Annotated in this window: 22 protein-coding genes; 7 read left to right on the forward strand and 15 right to left on the reverse strand. The window is 47.1% G+C overall.

Translation table 11 applies throughout. From position 1 onward, the window contains the following. The coding region (locus tag PHW04_11460) for a hypothetical protein (protein MDD2716496.1) at positions 1-471 on the forward strand (471 nt) is incomplete at its 5' end. A 53-nt stretch (positions 472-524) separates the two neighbouring features. Beyond that, entirely contained in the window at positions 525-2036 is a 1512-nt protein-coding gene (locus PHW04_11465) for a hypothetical protein (GenBank protein MDD2716497.1), read from the forward strand. A gap of 12 nt (positions 2037-2048) precedes the next feature. Here PHW04_11465 and PHW04_11470 read toward each other — a convergent pair whose 3' ends face one another. After that, entirely contained in the window at positions 2049-3113 is a 1065-nt protein-coding gene (locus PHW04_11470; GenBank protein ID MDD2716498.1) for a M20/M25/M40 family metallo-hydrolase, read from the reverse strand. A 161-nt stretch (positions 3114-3274) separates the two neighbouring features. On the opposite strand from PHW04_11470, the gene PHW04_11475 reads away from it, so the two are divergent. From PHW04_11475 to PHW04_11485, 3 genes are all read left to right on the forward strand, one after another. Then, positions 3275-3904: an NAD(P)H-dependent oxidoreductase gene (locus PHW04_11475; protein MDD2716499.1), complete on the forward strand. Its 630-nt coding sequence runs from the start codon at positions 3275-3277 to the stop codon at positions 3902-3904. A 10-nt stretch (positions 3905-3914) separates the two neighbouring features. Then, entirely contained in the window at positions 3915-4490 is a 576-nt protein-coding gene (locus tag PHW04_11480; protein MDD2716500.1) for a flavodoxin family protein, read from the forward strand. Positions 4491-4662: 172 nt separating this feature from the next. After that, complete coding sequence (locus PHW04_11485; protein ID MDD2716501.1) at positions 4663-5295, forward strand: hypothetical protein; 633 nt, start codon at positions 4663-4665, stop codon at positions 5293-5295. A 17-nt stretch (positions 5296-5312) separates the two neighbouring features. On the opposite strand, the gene PHW04_11490 is transcribed toward PHW04_11485, so the two are convergent. Next, complete coding sequence (locus tag PHW04_11490) at positions 5313-6875, reverse strand: GNAT family N-acetyltransferase (protein MDD2716502.1); 1563 nt, start codon at positions 6873-6875, stop codon at positions 5313-5315. Positions 6876-6954: 79 nt separating this feature from the next. Between PHW04_11490 and PHW04_11495 the strand changes: the two genes are divergently transcribed. Beyond that, entirely contained in the window at positions 6955-8223 is a 1269-nt protein-coding gene (locus PHW04_11495; GenBank protein MDD2716503.1) for a PQQ-binding-like beta-propeller repeat protein, read from the forward strand. Positions 8224-8357: 134 nt separating this feature from the next. Here the strand turns inward: PHW04_11495 and PHW04_11500 are convergent, their stop codons facing one another. From PHW04_11500 to PHW04_11515, 4 genes are all read right to left on the reverse strand, one after another. Further along, positions 8358-9467, reverse strand: a complete 1110-nt coding sequence (locus PHW04_11500) for a hypothetical protein (GenBank protein ID MDD2716504.1) — start codon at positions 9465-9467, stop codon at positions 8358-8360. A 115-nt stretch (positions 9468-9582) separates the two neighbouring features. Beyond that, positions 9583-10362, reverse strand: a complete 780-nt coding sequence (locus PHW04_11505) for a hypothetical protein (protein ID MDD2716505.1) — start codon at positions 10360-10362, stop codon at positions 9583-9585. A 66-nt stretch (positions 10363-10428) separates the two neighbouring features. Further along, a complete protein-coding gene (locus PHW04_11510; protein ID MDD2716506.1) occupies positions 10429-10809 on the reverse strand; it encodes a hypothetical protein in 381 nt (126 codons plus the stop codon). Between the two features lie 6 nt (positions 10810-10815). Continuing rightward, entirely contained in the window at positions 10816-11940 is a 1125-nt protein-coding gene (locus PHW04_11515; protein ID MDD2716507.1) for an aminotransferase class V-fold PLP-dependent enzyme, read from the reverse strand. Positions 11941-12185: 245 nt separating this feature from the next. Here PHW04_11515 and PHW04_11520 point away from each other — a divergent pair, with 245 nt between their 5' ends. After that, complete coding sequence (locus PHW04_11520; GenBank protein MDD2716508.1) at positions 12186-12566, forward strand: response regulator; 381 nt, start codon at positions 12186-12188, stop codon at positions 12564-12566. 25 nt (positions 12567-12591) lie between these two features. Here PHW04_11520 and PHW04_11525 read toward each other — a convergent pair whose 3' ends face one another. From PHW04_11525 to PHW04_11565, 9 genes are all read right to left on the reverse strand, one after another. Beyond that, complete coding sequence (locus PHW04_11525; GenBank protein ID MDD2716509.1) at positions 12592-14238, reverse strand: ABC transporter substrate-binding protein; 1647 nt, start codon at positions 14236-14238, stop codon at positions 12592-12594. Between the two features lie 31 nt (positions 14239-14269). After that, positions 14270-14560, reverse strand: a complete 291-nt coding sequence (locus PHW04_11530; GenBank protein ID MDD2716510.1) for a nucleotidyltransferase domain-containing protein — start codon at positions 14558-14560, stop codon at positions 14270-14272. Further along, the gene (locus PHW04_11535) at positions 14553-14975 is read right to left on the reverse strand and encodes an HI0074 family nucleotidyltransferase substrate-binding subunit (protein ID MDD2716511.1); all 423 of its coding nucleotides are present in this window, start codon (positions 14973-14975) and stop codon (positions 14553-14555) included. Before PHW04_11535 ends, PHW04_11530 begins: the two co-directional genes overlap by 8 nt. 187 nt (positions 14976-15162) lie before the next feature. Then, positions 15163-15321, reverse strand: coding sequence for a hypothetical protein (locus PHW04_11540; GenBank protein ID MDD2716512.1), 159 nt, complete (start codon positions 15319-15321; stop codon positions 15163-15165). After that, positions 15318-15812, reverse strand: coding sequence for a hypothetical protein (locus PHW04_11545; protein MDD2716513.1), 495 nt, complete (start codon positions 15810-15812; stop codon positions 15318-15320). The genes PHW04_11540 and PHW04_11545 overlap by 4 nt, the downstream gene beginning before the upstream one ends. Before the next feature lie 98 nt (positions 15813-15910). Further along, positions 15911-17347 (reverse strand): class I SAM-dependent DNA methyltransferase, encoded by a 1437-nt coding sequence (locus PHW04_11550; protein ID MDD2716514.1) that lies wholly within the window; start codon positions 17345-17347, stop codon positions 15911-15913. Positions 17348-17400: 53 nt separating this feature from the next. Further along, positions 17401-17796, reverse strand: coding sequence for a putative toxin-antitoxin system toxin component, PIN family (locus PHW04_11555; protein MDD2716515.1), 396 nt, complete (start codon positions 17794-17796; stop codon positions 17401-17403). Next, on the reverse strand, positions 17793-18005 hold the full coding sequence (locus tag PHW04_11560; GenBank protein MDD2716516.1) for a hypothetical protein: 213 nt from the start codon (positions 18003-18005) through the stop codon (positions 17793-17795). Before PHW04_11560 ends, PHW04_11555 begins: the two co-directional genes overlap by 4 nt. 69 nt (positions 18006-18074) lie before the next feature. After that, on the reverse strand, positions 18075-19550 hold the full coding sequence (locus tag PHW04_11565) for a restriction endonuclease subunit S (protein MDD2716517.1): 1476 nt from the start codon (positions 19548-19550) through the stop codon (positions 18075-18077). Positions 19551-19566 lie beyond the last annotated feature (16 nt).

Raw genomic sequence — 19566 nt, forward strand, 5'->3', positions numbered from 1 at the left:
GGAACAACCTATTCACACGACTTGGCCGGCCGCTACCGCGAGGGAGGGACCTGGAAAACCGCACTCGGCAATCCCAGGATCGACCTGGTCGGTTTCGGATATTTCCACCCTTTGATGGCTTTTGTGGAATATCCTGACATCAGGCGTCAGCTCAGCCTGCACCGCAAAAAGATCGAATCAAAGTTCGGTTATCCTGGTTCCAAAGGACTGTTCCCGCCTGAAAACGCATTTTCAGAACGGATGATCCCGGCCCTGGTAGACGAAGGCTTCCAGTGGGTGCTGGTGGACAGCATGCATCTGGACCGCGCCAACAGCGGTTTTCCATACAGCGACAGGGAAAAGATGATTCCGCCTAACCAGTCGGATATCCGCAATGATTCACAGTTTTCATACGTCAATCAGTCCTGCCAGCAGAACACTGAAAACGCTGCCTCAGTGCCCTTCTCCTTCCAGCCGCACTGGGTGCAGTAGTCGATCCTTCCACTGGAAGGGCTGTCACGCCTGAGGGCAAGCCGGCCAGGATCGTGGCAGTCCCCACATCACGCTCACTGGGTTATGACGACAGCTACGGCGACCGTTCGCCGATTCCGCGTCTTAAGGAACTGGCAAACCAGAACGACGACAGCCACCCGATCCTGGTAGTGCTGGCGCACGACGGCGACAATGCCGGCTGCTCAGGGTCGCGTTATTACTTCGAGACCTTGAACTGGATCGGATCAGATCCGGACAATTATCAGCTGACCACGATTCAGGATTACCTTGACATGTATCCTCCGGGCAGTTCGGACCTGATCCATGTGGAAGACGGGGCCTGGCCCGGTGCCGACATCGGAGACCCGGAATTCAAGAAATGGAACGGAGACCCTTATTACAACGGAACTGTGGATCCGGCAAAAGGGAAAAGCTCGGACCGCAACAGCTGGGCAGCGGTCGTTGCCATGGAAAACAAGGTGCATACACACGCAGCCAGTGGTTTCCTCAGCTCTTCAGTGGAAAATGCCTGGAGATATCTGATGGAAGGCCAAACCTCCTGCTACTGGTACTGGGACGGCAAGGACGAATGGGACGACAAGCCCACCCTGGCCTGCAACCTCAGTTATAATGCGCTGGGAGCTGCCAGCCCGTCAGGCGAATCGACTCCTCCCACCATCTTTCCGCCGCAACGCGAACCCTACAATCCAGGCGGAATGGAATGGGGAACTGAAATGACCAGGGATTTCACTGTCTGGACTCTGGTCTATGACGTATCAGGATTGAAGTCTGTAAAGCTATTTTATCAGACAACCGGGGATACGATCGGGTCCGGCGATCTGGTTTACAATAACGGAAGCGAGTGGAATTCACTGGACATGACTCTCCAGGATCTCCCTCTTTGCGGAAAAGCGATTCCCAAAATCAGAGCAGGCTATTATCTCGCCAAAATCATGAATCTGAAGAATAAAATGGTCAATTATTATGTGGAAGCTGCGGATACATTAGGCAATACCGGCAGATCCGCTATCTTCCATGTCTATGTGGGAAACATGGGAGATACTGTTTCAATCTGGGAACCGGAAAACCCCACCGCAACCGACAAGATCAGGATCTGGTCGGCAAAGCCTGGTGCTCTTCACTGGGGTGTCAATGGCTGGAAACTGCCTGATAAAAAATACTGGACTTCAGATACCACAGCCTGGACAGACGGCAAAGCGGTGGAAACAAAAATGACTGCCAGCGGCGGGAAATACCTCGCTGAAATCGGACCTTTCACTGACGGAGTGACAGAAGTTGATTTTGTCTTCCATTATGACGGGAACACATGGGATAAAGATCATCTGATCTACATTGCCACGAAATCTTCCCGGATTGTTCCTCTGAAAACGAAACCTACTCTGTCCACAGCTGAGAACAGATTTGATGTTTTCAGGGCTCGAATTCTAAGATCCATTGATCCAGTGTCTGAACTGTCGGAAGTTCAAAAGAGCGGGAGCAGGGAAGAGAAGGAATTTGCCAGGGTTGTGCGAAGGGAACTGCTGGAGCTGAAGCGGAACAAGTAACCCCTATCGAAACTACACCCTGAAATCAGGCTTGGTTTTTAATGACAGAATAAATCCTGTGATCAGGTCTATCAGTTTTTCCACATCTCCCATGGCGATCATTTCCGATGGAGTATGCATGTAGCGGAGTGGAATTTCAAGCAGTGCAGTAGCAATCCCTCCGCAGTTATTCTGGATGTGATCCGAATCCGTACCTGTAGATCTTGTCCCGATATCAACCTGCAGCGGGATTTTTTTCAGCTTGGCGAATTGTTCGATCATTGATGTCAAAAGCGGATGCAGGATCGGTCCTCTGCAGATGCATGGGCCCAAACCCAGGGTAACATCTCCGTCTTTCTGTTTAGATGACCCGGGATAGCTGGTATCATGCGTGACATCAATCACCAGGCAGCAATCCGGATTGATGTTGAACGATGAAACCTGGGCTCCCCTGTGACCGACTTCTTCCTGGGTGGTTGCGACTCCGAAAACCTCGAAATTCAGTTTATTTTTTTCCTTGTGCAGTCTTTTCATCACTTCAATGATTACATAAAGTGCAATCCGGTCATCGAGTCCTCTGCCTGCGATCCGGTCTTTCTGAAGAAAATCAAGCGAAAATTCCACAATCCCGGTATCTCCAACTGCCAGCAGTTTTTCCGCTTCGCTCTTCTTCCTGCATCCGATGTCTATGAAAAGATCGTCCATTGATGCTGCCCGTTCGCGCTCCTTGGCATCCATGAGATGAATCGGTTTCTTGCCGATCACGCCATGGATTTGTTTTCCTGATCCATTGATCATGGTTACACGAACGCCGATCAGGACACCAGGATCAATTGCTCCGACAGGGGAAAAATAAACAAATCCATCCTCATCAATGTATTTAACCATCAAGCCTATCTCGTCGGAATGTGCTGCCAGCATGATTTTGCCGAGGCTGCGGCGGGGAGTGATGATCGCTGAGGTGTTGCCGATGCAGTCCCGTTCGATCCTGATCCCTGGAAGTTCCTGGCTGAAAACCAAAGCAGCAGGGGATTCACAGCCCGAAGGACTCACCGCATCAATCAGTTTCCGGACCAGTCTGAAATTATCTGCCTTCATATCTATCTCCAACGATTAGTGATAACATTATTTGGCACTTGTCTTAAGATTAGTGCCCATATGAGCCTCTAACAAAATTCCTACCCAAGATACAGCGCAAAAAAGAATTTTGCAAGAGGCTCATTATATCCGGATTGAAGCAAAAAAGAAAAGGAGGCAGAATGAAAAGGCTCCTGCACATACTGGCCACACCCAGAGGAGAGGATTCAAGGACTTTGAAGGTTTCCAGGACTTTCCTGGAAGCATGCCGGAAAAAACATAACGAATTGATAATCGATGAAATCAATGTCTCGACAGAGGCACTTCCGGATCTGACCTATCGGACGATTCAAGGCAAGTACGCCCTGCTTTCAGGAAAGGACCTGGACCAGGGGCAGATGCAAAACTGGACTAAGGTGATAGACCTGATCGAGCGTTTTAAATCCGCAGACTGCTATCTGGTCAGCACACCCATGTGGAATTTTGGATTGCCATATACTTTAAAGCATTTTATTGACGTGATTCTGCAGCCAAGATATACATTCAGATATACGGAAAAGGGTCCTGAAGGACTGGTGACAGGGAAAAAGATGCTGATCGTGACCAGCAGAGGCGGAGACTATGGACCTGAGAGCCCTCTGCACTCCATGGACATGCTTGAACCTTACCTGTGTCAGGCTTTCAATTTTATCGGCATCACTGACATCACTTTCATCAATGCCCAGCCCATGGATGCGCTTGGACCTGAAGTGCAGAAAGAGAAGATCCAGCAGGCCCAGGAACTGGCAAGGAAACTGGCTGAGAAATTTTAAGGGAGAAACCATGAAAGTCATCGCCTTTAACGGAAGTGCACGAAAAAACGGAAATACCACCCTGCTGATCAGGCGCGTATTCATAGAACTGGAAAAAGAAGGGATCAGTACTGAACTGATCGAACTGTCAGGCGAGCTTATCCACCCCTGCCGGGCCTGCAGCATGTGCGGGAAAAACAAGAACGGAAAATGTGTGAATACAGATGACGGGATCAACAAGTATATCGGTATGATGCGCGAAGCAGACGGAATCATACTGGGCAGCCCGGTTTATTTCTCGGACGTCACATCCACCATGAAAGCTTTCATCGATCGCACAGGCTATGTTTCCCGCTCCAATGGCGGGTTGTACACCAGAAAGATTGGAGCAGCTGTTACAGCGGTGAGGCGGGCCGGGGCCACCCATGCCTTTTCAAGCCTGAACTTCTTCTTCTTCATCAATGAAATGATCGTGCCTGGTTCGTCTTACTGGAATCTCGGCATCGGCCGGGCGATAGGCGAAGTCGAAAAAGACGAGGAAGGCATGAAGACAATGGAAAACCTAGGCCTGAACATGGCCTGGCTTTTGAAAAAAATCCATGTCTGAAAAAAGTTAAACTCGGCAGCCGGTCTATCGCAAATTTGCCTGATTGACTGTTTATCGGTTATAATTTACTTTACAGATAGGGGTTGCGGGTTGGGACCCGCTCAGGTCAGGTCGGGAATTACTTGGATTGTTTTCAGATTGCACTGAAAAAGTTTTCTCTTTGGAGACTGAATTGGCAGCTCAAAACCCATGGTCTGAACGTGAAACATCTGTGCTGAGCAAATTAGATAATCCATGGGATGTCCAGGTGTTCCTGAACAGCCTGCCCTACAATCCGAAGCCAGAGTGCAAATCCCCGCGCAGAGTGATGGAAGAGAAATGCGCTCATTGTTTTGAAGGCGCATTGTTTGCGGCTGCCGCATTGCGATATCTCGGGCAGGTTCCGAAAGTCGTAGACCTTTCAGCCTTCAATGATGATGATCATGTGATCGCCATTTACCGCAGGGGTAAATTTTACGGTTCAGTTGCCAAATCAAATACCACTGTGCTGCGTTTCAGGGAACCTGTTTACAGGAGCCTGCGTGAACTGGTAATGTCTTACTTTGATTTCTACTTCAATACAGTGGGTAAGAAAACCCTGCGGAAGTACTCCAGGCCTCTTGATCTGAGAATCTTTGACAGTCGAAACTGGATGACTACAGATGAAGACCTTGAATTCATCGGTGATTACTTTCCGAATCAGAAATATTACTCAGTGCTGACAGAGCAGATGATCAAAGAGCTCTACCCGATCGATCCGGATGTCTTGAAGGCAGGTTTCATGGGAGCTCTGGAAGAAGGGCTGTTCAAAGCCAAGGACCTTTAAACGAAGTGAAGCATAATCTAAAGACAGCTTGCTGCCGGCTTATTTTTCTGAAGGTATTCAGAAGCTGAGAGCTCGAAAATAATCTCGTCCGTCTTTTTTCCATCTATGATTTCAGATCCCTTGTTGACCTTTGTTCTTTTGAATCCGAGCCGTTCACAGACCTTCATGGAAGGGAGATTGCCTTCGATGATTCCAGCTTCCACTGAATTCAGGCCGAGCTTTTCGAAGGCGATCTGAAGCAGCAGTTCCACCATTTCTGTGCCATAACCCCTGCCGTAAAATGCGGGTTCACCGATCAGATAGGAAATTTCCGCGGTTCTCTTCCTAAGATCGATGCCATATATCTGGCCGTATCCGATTTTCAACCCTGTCTGCAGATCAGTGTAAAGAACATCCAGGTCTTTTTGGTTCAGGATGAAATAATATTTATAGATGTTGCCGGGATTCCATTCCTTGTCCGGGGATTCCATATACTTTGATACCTGAGGATTGTTGAACCAGTGGATCAGGTCCTGGGTGTCTGCTTGAATCACTCTCCGGACCGACAGGCGTTTAGATGCGCAATCAATCAGTGGTCTGGAGATTTTCCGGAAATGCGGATAACGCTTGAGTGTTTCCAAAATAATTCCTGCAATCAGCTTTGGGTAATCCATGCCTGCTGCCTTGCCGCTGCGCTCAAAACCTGCTCCCACATCCAGATCAGGATTCGGGTTGACCTCAAGCACGTAAGGAGTGTTCCCGGACAGCCGCAGGTCTACGCGGGCGTAATCCCTGCATCCTGTCAATCTGTATGCCAGGACTGAGACAGCACGGACTTCTTCAGCCACATCGTTAGGCAGGTCTGGAAAGCATCTGCCTGTAGTGTTTTTATAGACATGGGAATCCTGGCACCATTTAGCTTCATAGGTCAGAATTCTGGGATGATCATCCGGCAAGGTGAAAACAATTTCTGAAATTGGAAGCACCTGGAGGTCTCTACCGTTCCCCAGGATGGCTACATTAAGTTCGCGTCCTTCGATGTATTCCTCAACCAGAGCGTCCTGCATGTAATTTTCAAGAATAAAATCCACCTGGCGCTTAAGTTCTGACGTGTTTCTGACTACCGAGTCCCTGTTGATGCCGACACTGGCATCCTCATGCATCGGTTTGACGATCAGGGGAAATTTAAGTTTACTGCTTTTACGCTGGGTTGAGCTTTTGAAGAGCTGGAAAGCCGGCGTTTTGATCCCATGCTCTGACAGAATTTTTTTAGTGCGGATCTTATCGACGCAGAGGCTGAGCGCGTCCGCTCCCGCACCAGTGTATACAATTCCATTGTGATCGAGTGCGGCTGCGACCTCTGCTTCCCTTGTAATGTCGGATCCGATCCCTTCGCAGAGGTTGAAAATCAGGTCAAAGCATTCTGGAGTCAGACGTGCCAGGATTTCATCATCAACCAGAACTGGCAGGATTTCGTTGTTGATTGCGAGTGCGCCCCTTATGTGCTCAACGGTTTTCAGAACATCATTGTCGGAAATTTTGTCATAGTCGAAACCACGGCTGACACTGTCCACATGATTATAGAGAATTCCGATCTTCATAGTTTTAATATTTTAATCGAATCTGCCCAGAAATCAAGATCCATGCTATATGAATTGTGGGAGATCTTAGGAGGTTTCGATGAACAGAATAATTCTAGCCATAATTTTTACATCTGTATTCGCATTCTGCACTGAAGAAGTCAACTATCGTGGAGGAGCCGGCCATGACGGAATTTTCGGAACTGTCAGGGAAGTCCCTGCCAACTTCGAATATAAGAAAACTTATACCTACCAGCTATGGACACGCGATTTTCTACCCATGTCATCAACCCCGTTTGTTTACGGGTACAGAATTTTCTTCGGATACGGCAAAGGTATTCTTGCATTCGACATGCGCGATTTCCACTTCGAGAAGTTCGCTCTTGAATTCAAGGGACCGTTCGTAGCTTCGCCGATCGTATACAAAGGGATTCTTTTCATCGGATCAAGGAAAAAAAATCTTTTCTATGCCCTGGACATCTCAGGTAACAGCATAAAAAAACTCTGGCAGTCTGAACTTTCCGGACCGGTCGTATCCGCAGCCTGTGGAGCTGATGACAGAGTTCTGGTCACTACGGTTTACGGCGAACTTTTCTGCCTGAATCTCAAAGGCGAGATCATGTGGAAGCGCAGATACCTGCCGAAAAACGTGGAGCATTCGCCGAAACTGACTTACTGCACTCCAGTGGTCAGAGACGGAATCATCTATCTCAACAACGGACGCGGGATTACCGGCTGGAAAGTGGCTGACGGCAGCGTAAACTGCAATCTGCGGATCCAGGACCTGCCTGAAGCGGAATTTTACTCGACACCCTGCCTCTCGGGAAAATATCTTTTTTTTACCCAGCAGACTGCAGTTTACCGGATAGACCTGGAGCAGAAGACTGTGGTCAAGTACGAGACAGGATTTGAAGGCAGGGGTTCGCCTGCCTGCGATGACCGGAACGTATACGTGACAATGGGTCAGAATCATTTCTGCATAGACCAGGAAACCATGGAAAGCCTCTGGATTTATGAGCGGGGATATTACAAAGGCCGCAGTACTCCACTGATATTGAAAGATTCAGTAGTTTTCACCGACGCACACAACTGCATCTACCTGATCGACAAGAAAACCGGCAAGTGTCTCTCGGAAGATCCGATGAGGAGATTTGGAGAACCAGTGGAACAGCAGGGCGGTCCCATCTATTACGATAACAAGATTTTCTGGGGTCCCTGGAATGATTGCAGCATGAGGATTTACTGGAAAGGAATTGCTTATAAAGGCTGGCATTTCTGGAAAGATTCTGATCCAGGGATTGAATTTGATGATGGAAAAGACTGGAAAACGAACATACTCAGGGATGATCCGGATTTTTACGAAGACTGAAAAAGAAAAGAGCCCGAAAAGGGCTCTTTTAAATTCATTTAGGGCTGGTTACATTTTAAACCCCGCTACGTCCTAAAGGACTTCGGGGGTTAAGAAGCTGTAAAATCTTCGCGGGAGCTCAGGTTTAACAGCTTCTAAAGGTTGAACATCTTGAGGATTTTATCCACATCAGCCTGTTTAAGCACTCCTGCCTTGGCTGCTGAGAGCAGAGCCTGCTTTACCTGTTCCATCACAGGCTTGACCTTGTCCTTGATGTCATTGGGAAGCAGGGTATATACGGCGGCTGCCTTCTGGAGATTGTCGAAATCTTTCTGGTCGAGCAGGATCTGCAGCCTGTTGACCATTTCATCGGTGCAGGATTCCATCTCAGCCACCAAAGCGTCGATCTGTGCATCCTCGACGTCGCTCCTTCCAACCATGGTCTTCTGCAGGTCGAAAATGGACACTATGCGGTTGATCAAATTGGTGAGCCATTCAGTGACTGAATGCACTCCATCTTTCAGATTGAACAGCTTGAGTATCTTGTCCACATCGTCTTTTTTCATAATGCCGGCTGCAACGGCTTTATTCAGGATTTCCTTGGCTTTGTCGAGATAGGGTTTGATCTGCTGCTTGGCACTGTCTGGAAGCAGGGTATAAAGGCTCGCAAGTTTCTGCAGGAAGTCGAAGTCTTTCTGCTCCATGATGATCTGCAGTCGTTCAACATCATCCAGTGACTTGCCTGAGAACATGGCGATGATCTTGTCTACATCGGCTTTTTTAAGCACTCCGGCTTCTGCAGCCTTTAAAAGAGCGCCTTTTATGCATTCCAGCGCTGGTTTCAGCTTTTCTTTGGCGTCAGCCGGAAGCTTCTGATAGATATCCGCTACCATCTGGATTTTGGCGAAATCCTTGTCATCCAAGACAATCTGAACACGATCTGCATGCGAAGAATCAAAGTCCAGGGACTTGCCCTGGAACATGGCGATGATTTTGTCTACATCTGCTTTCTTCATGATTCCTGCTGCAGCAGCCTTTTCCAGGGCGCCTTTGATCTGTTGCAGGATCGGCTTCAATTTCTCCTTGACTTCTGCAGGCAGTTTTTTATAGACATCAGCAATCTGCTGCAGCAACTGGAAATCCTTGTCTTCGAACACGACCTGAATCCGGTCCTGTCCGGCCGTTGCGGTGTCTGCAAAAACTTTAGATGTTGAAAAAAGAGCGAAAAAAAGAACTGCGAAACAGACTTTTACCCCAAAATTCATACTGCCCTCCTGTCTCCACTTGTTGCCCCTCTGTTTCGAGAGGTTTTATACTCTGATTTAATTATAGACGGAAGCTCAGATTTTTCAAGGACTTTTCCGGTAATACTCAGGTTGATTATTTGCTGGTTTCTGTTTCATTTAGACTGGGAGCGTTTTTAGACTGCCATTTGTAAACAAGGGAATGAAAAATAGTCTGATATTTCACCACATCCCACTTTTTCAGGTCTGACTGGATGAAACCCTGGCACAGCAAGGCGGATTCCAGCCCAGGCATGTGATAAGCTCCCCATGGCACTACAACGATCCTGTGAGTCTTCAGTCCGGCTGCGATCTGTTCCAGAAGATGGATGTTCCTTTTCCCTACGATGTCGGTTTTGAAAAGCTCGAATTCTTTGTCGTCAGCACCTTGGGAGAACATTTCTTTCAGTGACTCCTGGCTGGTAAATCCCTGGCTGTGGATCCTGGCACATTTATTAATGAATTTTACTGTTCCGGGTGAAAGATCGGACATATCAAGATCAGCATACTTGCATTCAATCTCCCTGGAAGCAGGGTTGAAATAGTCGGATTGAGTATCAATACCCAGAAAGTCGGCGAATTTCTGATAATTAAGGTGATACTTAAGGAGCTTCTTCCTGTCAGTGACTCCTTCCATCAGCACAATGGATGATTCAGCCGGAAAAGAGGCAGCCAGTTTCTCATAAAAGTTCCGCTCCCCGATATGCATCATGGCAACCAGATATACTTCCCTGGAATCATTGGAATATTTCTTCTGGGTGAGCTCCATCGAAGAGGCACTCAGTTCGATAAATCCTGCAGAGGCGTGTGACACCCCTTGGGACAGTCCGATCAGGATATAGCCTGCCAGGAAAGGGATGACTACGAAAATATTCATGAATAGATAGGAGACAGTATGCTTCCAGGAAAAAAAACTGGGGTTGAGACCTGATTCAGTCGCAAACTAGCTTTGATTCAGGTTCGATTTCCGTAAAATCCGCAAGCTGTTCCACCCGATCAGGAACTGGGCCAGCGAAAAAAACAGATCTAATTTGGGAAGTTCGGCTGAAGCGATGAAAGCTGCCGGTAGCTGGACAATAGTGGATAAGAAGAGAAAAAGAATCTGGGGAACAATCAGTTTCAGCGGGAAAACACAGGTTACGCATAAAACCAGGTAAAGGAGCAGAATTTCCAGAGCCGCGATGAACGTTGTCACAATTCTGATCTGCTGCAGGGTCTGCAGTTGTCCGATAAAGCATAACGCTGAGTCGGATAGGGAAATGACAGCGTCCAAAGCGAATGTGTAAAGAAAGATGTTAAGCAGTATGGCGGAGATTTTTTTCAAGTTGCCTCACAGTCCGGCGAATTGTGATGCTTTGTTGAAATAGCCAAGGCTGAAGCGCACGGTGCCTGAATCGAGAGTGCCCAGAAACTCGTGTGCATATGGAGCGCAATGAGCTCCTGGCCGCACTACTATGTTGAATTCGCGGTCCAGGAATTTTGCGTAATCAGTGCTGCTTCCTTTCTGGGGAATGCAGGAAACAATCCCTGCCGAAATTTCATCAGGGATTTCCACAATTTCAAGATCAGGAAGCCTGGTCAGGAAATTCTTGAGCTGATGCATGGTTTTGCGTTCATGCTCAAATATTTTTGGCGGCAGATGCTTCTGCAGCCATTTAAGGGAAGCATGCAGGCCTGAAATGGACAGGATGTTTGGGCTGCCTGCTTCGTATCTGGTCGGGATCACGTCAGGGCAGAATTCCTGTTCCGAATGCGTGCCTGTACCGCCGAAATAAAGCGGCCTGATCCTGATCTCTGAGTTATAGATGTATCCGGCAATTCCAAAAGGACCATAAAGAGTCTTGTGGCCTGCGAAAACGTAAAAATCAATCCCTGCTTTCACGACATTCACGTCAATGAGCCCTGCGCCCTGAGTGCCGTCTACCAGCAGGACAGACCCGTGTTTTCTGGCAAGCGCGGCCACTGCTTCCACAGGGCAGATCAAGCCCAGTACATTGCTGACATGCGTGCAGCAGATCAGCCTGGGTTTGTCTTCTATCAGCAATTTTTCCAGATTTTTCAGGTCGAACCTGTAATCCCTGTTCACAGGAATCAGCTTTATCTTAATGTCAAACTCTTGTCTGATACGATGCAGAGGCCGCAGCACGGCGTTGTGTTCAAAAGGAGATACATAAACCACATCATTTTTTCTCCAGCTGAGGCCCTGGATGATCGTGTTCAGGCAGATCGTGGCAGAAGGCATGAATACGATTTTATCGGGAGCCGGGCCTCCCAGCAGGATGGCCAGCATCGAGCGCGTTTCAAGGATCATGTCGCTCAAAGCTGCCAGAGCCGAGTGACCGCTCCTGCCTGCATTGAACCCCCTGGTGCGGTAATTGTGGTCCATTGATTTATAGACAATTTCAGGCTTTGGAAATGTAGTGGAAGCATTGTCCAGATAAAGCAGTTTTTTCATTTTAAGCCTCTGATATCTTTTCAAAGTTTTCGGCAGAAACATTGGATTGGTAAGAAATTGCGATCTATTATTAATCAAGCTGGAAATTATTTTACAGCTTTACATCTCTTTAGATATGATTTGATTTCGGATGAAATTCAGGAAACCATTAACTCAGCTTGTTTCCAGCTGCGTTGCTATTTTTTACATAAAACGGCATAATGAATGCTATAACCACAATAATTTTTAAAGTGCAGGGGGAATACATGAAGAAAAAAGTATTGATCATTGATGACGACCAGGACATACTGGATTTGGTCAAGCAGGAACTGCAGCGCGATTTTGAAGTAATACCGCGGAGCTTCTGCCAGGACATACGCGAAGCCTGTGAACTTTATCAACCCGATCTTGTGCTGATTGACCTCATGCTGCCTGGCAGTGACGGATACGAACTCTGCAGTAAAATCCGAAAATTCAACCGGGACCTTCCAGTGATCCTGGTGACAGGCATAGAACTGAAAGCCCTGAAGAACAATTACTCAATCATCGAAGCCAACGATTACCTGCTTAAGCCTTTTCAGGCGAAAGTACTCAGGGAAAAAGTGGAAAAAGCGCTGAAATTTTCTGAGAGATCAGCTGAAGCCTAAATCAGTAATTCTTTTGCAATAACCACTAGTTTCCATCTGAGTACTTCTGCTGGGATTCAGGCACGAACCAGCGCCACATCGGAGTCAGACCTCCGGCCATGGTTGCGCTGATCCCGTGGAATCGCTTGTTCACAGCAAAAAACGACTGCTGCATTCCGAGGAAAGTGCAGGGCTGATCCTCGTGCAGCAATCTGTGCAAAGCGTGATATATCTTCTGCCGTTCAGCTTTGTCAAAAATCTCCCTGCCGCGTTCCAGCAGACTGTCCACCTCAGGATTTGAGTAACGGGCCAGATTGTCGCCTTTTTTCAGTTTGGGGTCAGGAATCTCGCATGAATGCCAGACGCTGTAATTTGAGTCAGGTTCAGTCGGGTCGATCCTGTTGCCGATCATGATCACGTCAAAATCACCCTGACCGGCTTTGTCCATCAATCCACCCCAGGTTGTGACTGAAAGTTCCGTCGTAGCCCCGACAGTGGACCAGTAATTCATGACCATTCCCGGTACGAGCATTGCCACAGGGTCATTGCCGAATCTGACGATCGAAAGCCTCAATTCCTTTGTGCCGCGCTCCAGTGTTCCATCGCCGTCAGTGTCTGACCAGCCTGCCGCTGATAGCAGGTTAGTCGCTTCCCGCGTAGAATACGGCCATGGTTCTATAGTCTTGTCATAGGCCCAGGAATCCGGCAGGCACGGTCCTGAGGTGTTTGTTCCGTATCCATGGAGCACTTCTCTGACAAGAGCTTCGCGGTCGATCGCCTGTGTGAGTGCCCGGCGCACCCGCCTGTCAGATAGGATTTCCCTGGAATTGTTATACAAAAGAAAATTGGCTTTATTGGTCGAAGTGTAGACATTGATTTTGGATTCCAGTTCCCCGCCCTTGACCTGATTCACATACTGATCCCAAGTCAGCGGGAAAACGTCGATCTCCCCGCGTTTGAACATCAGGAAAGCCTGCGAACGGTCAGGAATGATGCGGGTGATTAGGCGGTCGACAAAGGGTCTGCCTGAAAAATATTCTTGGTTGGCTGCCAGAACCACCTGCTCATTTTTCAGATACCTCACAAAGCGGAAAGGTCCTGTTCCAATCGGATTCAGATTGAATGATGACGTATTCAGATCTTCGGTCAGATAAATATGCCTGGCTATGATCTGAAATCCGCAATAATTCAGGGCAGGGGCAAACGGTTTTTTCAGCTTGAAGCGCAGAGAATGGCTTGTCAGGACTTCCAGGGTTTCGAAGCAACCGGTCATTTTCTGGTCTGCCGGCCGTCCGACTGGGTTCATGATCAGGTCATAGGTGAACCTCACATCTTCTGCAGTGAAATCCACTCCGTCGTGCCATTTGATTCCACTTTTCAGTTCGAAAGTGATCTGCAGGCCGTCAGCTGAGATTTCCCAGCTGGAAGCGAGGTCAGGCTCGAGCTCACAATTCTGATTGTAACTGGTCAGGCTGCTGTAGATCAGGCTGCAAAAGCTCTGGGAGATTGATTCCCTGGCCAGCAGCGGGTTAAAAGTGACAGGTGCGGCCTGATAGAAATTCACGATCGTGTCGCCACAGGCAGGGGAGGAATCCAACTCTGCTTCGATTGTGGGGACCTTTACTTGTTCCGCTGCAATTGACGTACTGTTCCAGAACAGGAAAAACAGAGCAGATAAAATGCAAAATTTCAAGATTCCCTCCAATCAACAGCTAATCATCAATTTAAAGAACTTCATAGTAAGCTTCAATGATTTTGCGGAATTTATCTGAAATAGACTGCCAGTCCAGCACATCCACCCTGACCGGCAGGTCTGATTCTTCAAAAGCTTCCTTCAGGAGGCGTAGTGTATCCCGCTCCAAAGGATTTGGACTTACAATGGCCAGGTCAAGATCAGAATAAGCCTTGGCAGTCCTGGTCACTCTGGAACCGAAGGCGCGTACCTCGCAGTCAGGCACATGTTCGGCCAGGATGCGTTTGACTGTATCCAGATGGCCGGGGTTGAGGTCAATCATTCCTGGTTTCCAATGCTTCAAGTAACTTTACTGCGTCTCCGGCGAATTCATGCGCTGCCTGATAGACGAGTTCAGCGGTTTCGGCCTCATAGGTGTGGGAAGTCTGGTTTCTGGCTTCATGATGCCGCATCCACTGTTCCACATCAGTAATCAGCCGGTGTTCAGCTGCGTGCCTGAACAGTTCCCGACGTGCGACTCCGTCGAAAGCCGAGGCGCTGACATTCATGTCCAGCCAGCGCTTAATGAATTTCCAGCAGAGCTCGTAGGTGAACTCGAAATGCTGGATCACTCCGGATTTGATCGCATTGCGGGTTACTTCATCCATGGTTTTCATGAATTCAGCATCATCGCTTTTTGCCAGCACATCGCTCAATGCTGTCACAGCTTTTCTCAGGCTCTCCAGTTCAAGCGGCATCTATCTTCTCCTGTTTCAGATCATCAGCATTAAACGTGCTGGCAATCCTCCATTAAAAAAGTTTACTCTTTTTTCGGATTGATTGGAAGAATTAACAGGAATACAACCATCGCAGGGAATTCAGGAAACATTGTGAAGACAAACGCTAATTTTCAAGACTTGACCCTAATTATCCCCTAATTTCCCCCTAAAGTACTTTTCCCTTCTTTTTTCGTGCATTGATCAGCATTTTCCTGAACTCTGCAAGCTGGGACAGCACTTCCAGGCGCTTGATAGGTGCAAGTGAAGACAGCTGTATATTGTGGCCGTCAAAATCCTGATGAATCTCCTTGCCTTGTCTTTTCACGTCTGCTTTCGAATCCTTTCCAGAATTTCGATGTCCGCAAGGTCCTGAGGCCGTCCTGCGGCTTTTTTCGCTTTGATCAGATGGCCTATGGAGGAGATGTAGACCCTGATTCCGCCCAGCTCAATTGTTTCGGATTGGGTTTTCAGCTCTTCATAGGGAATCGGATAGGTAAGGAATATATCCAGCTGCGCGATGCCTCGCTCATCCAGGAAAGTCATCACAAGCGCACCTTTCAGATCAATCCATTCACGCCTTTTATCCGGATCAGCGATGTCCTCAACAGAAACCGGTGCTCTGGGTTTGAACTTCATTCTCTTCAATGCAGCCGCGAGGCGGGTGAAATTTCCGTTTTCCGGATTGACCATCAAGTCAAGATCGTAAGTGATGCGGTCGGAACCATGAAGAACAGCGGCAACTCCTCCGCAGATCACGAATTCCACATTTTCCCGGATCAGGTTTTCAAGCAATTTGAAGAAAAAATTACCTTTCATGCCTTTATGATAACCCCATCATGCGATTACGGCAAAATGGAACAGACAGGCGCTGGAGACCAGTTTATTTAAAAGAGTAAAGTACCGTCCCACTTCAATCAAATCCCCTTAAATTCCCCTAATGCCGACTCCAGATTCTCCATGATTTCCCTTGCAATCACATCAGGTTCCGGCAGGTTTTCCATGTCTTCCAGGCTGTCGTCCTTGAGCCAGAAAATATCGAGGTTGAATTTGTCGCGGCTGGAGATTTCGTCGTAGGTAAAACACTTGAATCGCTCGGTTTCCTTTCTATCAAAGGGATTGTCCGGATTATAACAATTAATGAAATCCTGCAGGTCTTCGTATTTCAGGGGATTGGTTTTCAAAGTGAAATGCCTGTTTGTGCGCAGATCGTAAATCCAGACCTTTTCTGTCCAGGGCTTTTCGCCAGCTTCCTTTTTGTCAAAGAAAATCACATTGGCTTTGACTCCTTGGGCATAGAAAACTCCGGTCGGTAGACGCAGAAGCGTATGGACATTGCATTGCGACAAAAGGTTTTTGCGGACTGATTCTCCAGCACCGCCTTCAAACAGGACATTGTCTGGTACTACCACAGCGGCTTTTCCGTTGGTTTTGAGTATGGATTTAATATGCTGCACGAAATTGAGCTGCTTGTTGGAAGTGGTGGCCCAGAAATCCTGGCGTTCGTAGATCAGGGCTTCCTTGTTTTCCTTGCCTTCCTCATTGACGATTGTGGAACTGCTCTTCTTTCCGAAAGGCGGATTAGTGAGGATGAAATCGAATCTGTCGCCCGGGTCTGATGCCAGCGCATCGCTGACCAGAACCGGACTTTCATCACCTCCAAGGCCGTGCAGGTAAAGGTTCATCACGCAGAGCCTGGCTGTGGCATCCACGATTTCCCAGCCCTTGAATGTATTGAATTTGAGGAACTGCTTCTGTTCCCTGTCCAGTCTGGTATTTTTCTCAAGATACTGGCAGGCAGCCAGAAAAAAACCGCCTGTTCCGCAGGCAGGATCGCAAATCGTCAGACCTGGCTGCGGTTTAAGCGCTTCAACCATGGCCCTGATCAAAGGCCGCGGAGTGAAATACTGGCCTGCCCCGCTTTTGGTGTCTTCAGCGTTTTTCTGCAGCAGTCCTTCGTATATCTCGCCTTTTACATCAATATCAAGCGCCATCCAGCTCTCTGACTCGATATGCTTGATCAACCGCTTGAGCTTGGCCGGATCCTGGATTTTGTTCTGGGATTTACGGAAAATCACGCCCAGCAATCCCTTGGATTTCCCAAGGTTTTCCAGGATATGTCTGTAATGAATTTCCAGCTCATCGCCGTCTTTCGCTACAAGGCTCATCCAGTCGAATCCGACGGGAATGTTTGAAACCCGGTTGAATGGCGGCCTGGTCTGCTCGTCAGCCATTTTCAGAAACAAAAGATAAGTCAGCTGCTCGACATAGTCACCGTAGCTGACCCCATCGTCGCGCAGCACATTGCAGTAATTCCAGAGCCGCTGGACTATGGCAGAGGATTCATTGGCCATGGTTGCCCTCTTTTCGAACTGTCAAGAATTCCTTGTGGGATTAATATCATTCTTTACAAGCCGACAAAATCTTTATAATTAACAACCTTTATTCCCTGATAAGGATTCATGTTCAGAAGATCCTTGTCTCCTGTAACAATCAACTCAGCTCCGCCATTGACTGCAATTTCCAGTATGAAATTGTCCTTTTTATCCGGGCAGTCAAAAACTCTCTTTTCAATTACGACAGTTTCTGAAAGCCTGGTAATCAAGGCCAGCATCTCAAACACTTTTTCCCGTGAAAAATACTGGGCGAATTTCGGTCTGGTGACCACTCTGATGATTTCATGAATCTGCTCATCTGAAGTCAGAATCTGAATCTTCCTGCTGACAAGCTTTTCTTCAAGTCCACCAAGAATCCTTCCAATCAGGAAACTGATCCAGACATTGGTATCGATTACGATCTTCATTTGTATCTGTCTGTTCGGACTTTCTCCACTTCCCGGGTGATCTCTTCGTATGAGAAGGGAATGCTGGAATTCTCAGAAATGAATTTATTCAATCTCTGGCCGAGAGTAAGCTGATCAAGATAGCGGGCCAGCTCTTCCTGTTCGGCACTGGAAAAACTGCTCACGAGCTTTTTCATCTGTTTGAGACTGATATTCAATGCTGCGGACATATGGACTCCTTTACGCTTGATTCTCCAAGCTGTCTGATAAAATTATACTCTAATTTCCGGAATGCTGTTTCAAACACTCCTATTTTTCCGTTTTTTCTTTTCCGTTTCCAGCTTTTCCTTCTCTTTTCTGATTCTCTCCAAAAGTTTCTCAGCAGGCTCGTCGTCCGGGTCCTGCGGCACAAGCCTGCCTTCAAACGCCTTCTTCAAAATACTCTGCCGCAGCCTCTCAGCCTGCCTGAGGCTTTCCTCAACAGTCTTCTCCAATTTCTCAATTACTGAAAACCGCCGCTCGATTTCCTGGACGATTTGGTGTTGTTCTTTCAATCCACACACAGGTATATCAATATCGCGACAAATTTCGAGCGTCAAATTAAATTGGCCAGCTGTAGCTTTTGATTTTTTCATCATTGATTTTATTGTAGTTTCCGACTGGAAATAAAACATAAGAAATTTCTTATCTAAGTTATCATTGACTCTAAATCTTGCTATTGCTTGATTAATATTCCATTCTTGAAAATCGTCTGGAACTAAAGACACTTTCCCTAGCGGCGGTCCAACAATATTGATCAGTATATCACCGGGTATCACTATAGATCGAGCTAGAAAACCAGTATGGGTTTCTTTTGTTACGAATGTAGGATTAACAGAAAAATCTAAACTTCCATCAAATGTCAGATTATAAACCTTTATAAAAGGTACTTCGCCGACACCTTGAGACATTTGGTTTTTAGAGGGTGTAGTGCCTTTTGTGATAAATTCGGAAATGAATTCCGCTTTTACACATAGCCAATTTTTAGGAATTGAAAGCAACCCAGCAATTTCATGGGAAGAATTGCGCCATACAGAACAATTCTTGTTTTTGTCATTCTTCTTTATTCGATCCAATAAAATCTCTGGGGATTCAAGATCCTTTTTATGTTCTTCCCTCCACTTCTCAGTCAATTTCCCTTCAAATGCAGCTTTCAACACAGACTGTCGGTATCTCTTCAACTGCTTCCTGATCTTTTTCAACTCCTCAACCCCAGCATCCAGCCGCGTGAAAAGCTCTTCGATTTTGGCAACAATGCGATGCTGCTCGGGGAGGGGAGGAAGAGGTAATTGACAAGTTTTTAAAAAATCTGCTGGAACTCTCAGTTGTCCAGCAGTACCTTTCATGCTTTTTTTTGCTAAGTTACGGAATTTCTCTTGGATAAAATAGTAAAAATAAAATTTTCTACATACAATTTCCGGCATCCTAATTACATGGAATTCAGTTGAGCCGAAACCAATTCCATTTTTTAAATGCAAAGCGATTGCAAGTTTTCCATTTTCCATGCATGGAGTGATTTTGGCAAACAAAATATCTCCATCAATGAACTTTACATAGCCTTTTTTGACTTCAGAATACTTACGAATTTCAAGTCGGGATATCTTCCCACTAAGTTCTTCTAAATGTTTCATCGGTAGAAATGAAACTTCAATATCATCAGTTAAATTTTCGAATGGAAGGTCTGGGTTTATTGCTGCAATGCTCTCGATGCTAACAGTTGACCACTTAAATACCAAAGAAACACCCCAAAAC

Source organism: Candidatus Wallbacteria bacterium, from assembly GCA_028687545.1.
Taxonomy (GTDB): Bacteria; Muiribacteriota; JAQTZZ01; order JAQTZZ01; family JAQTZZ01; genus JAQTZZ01.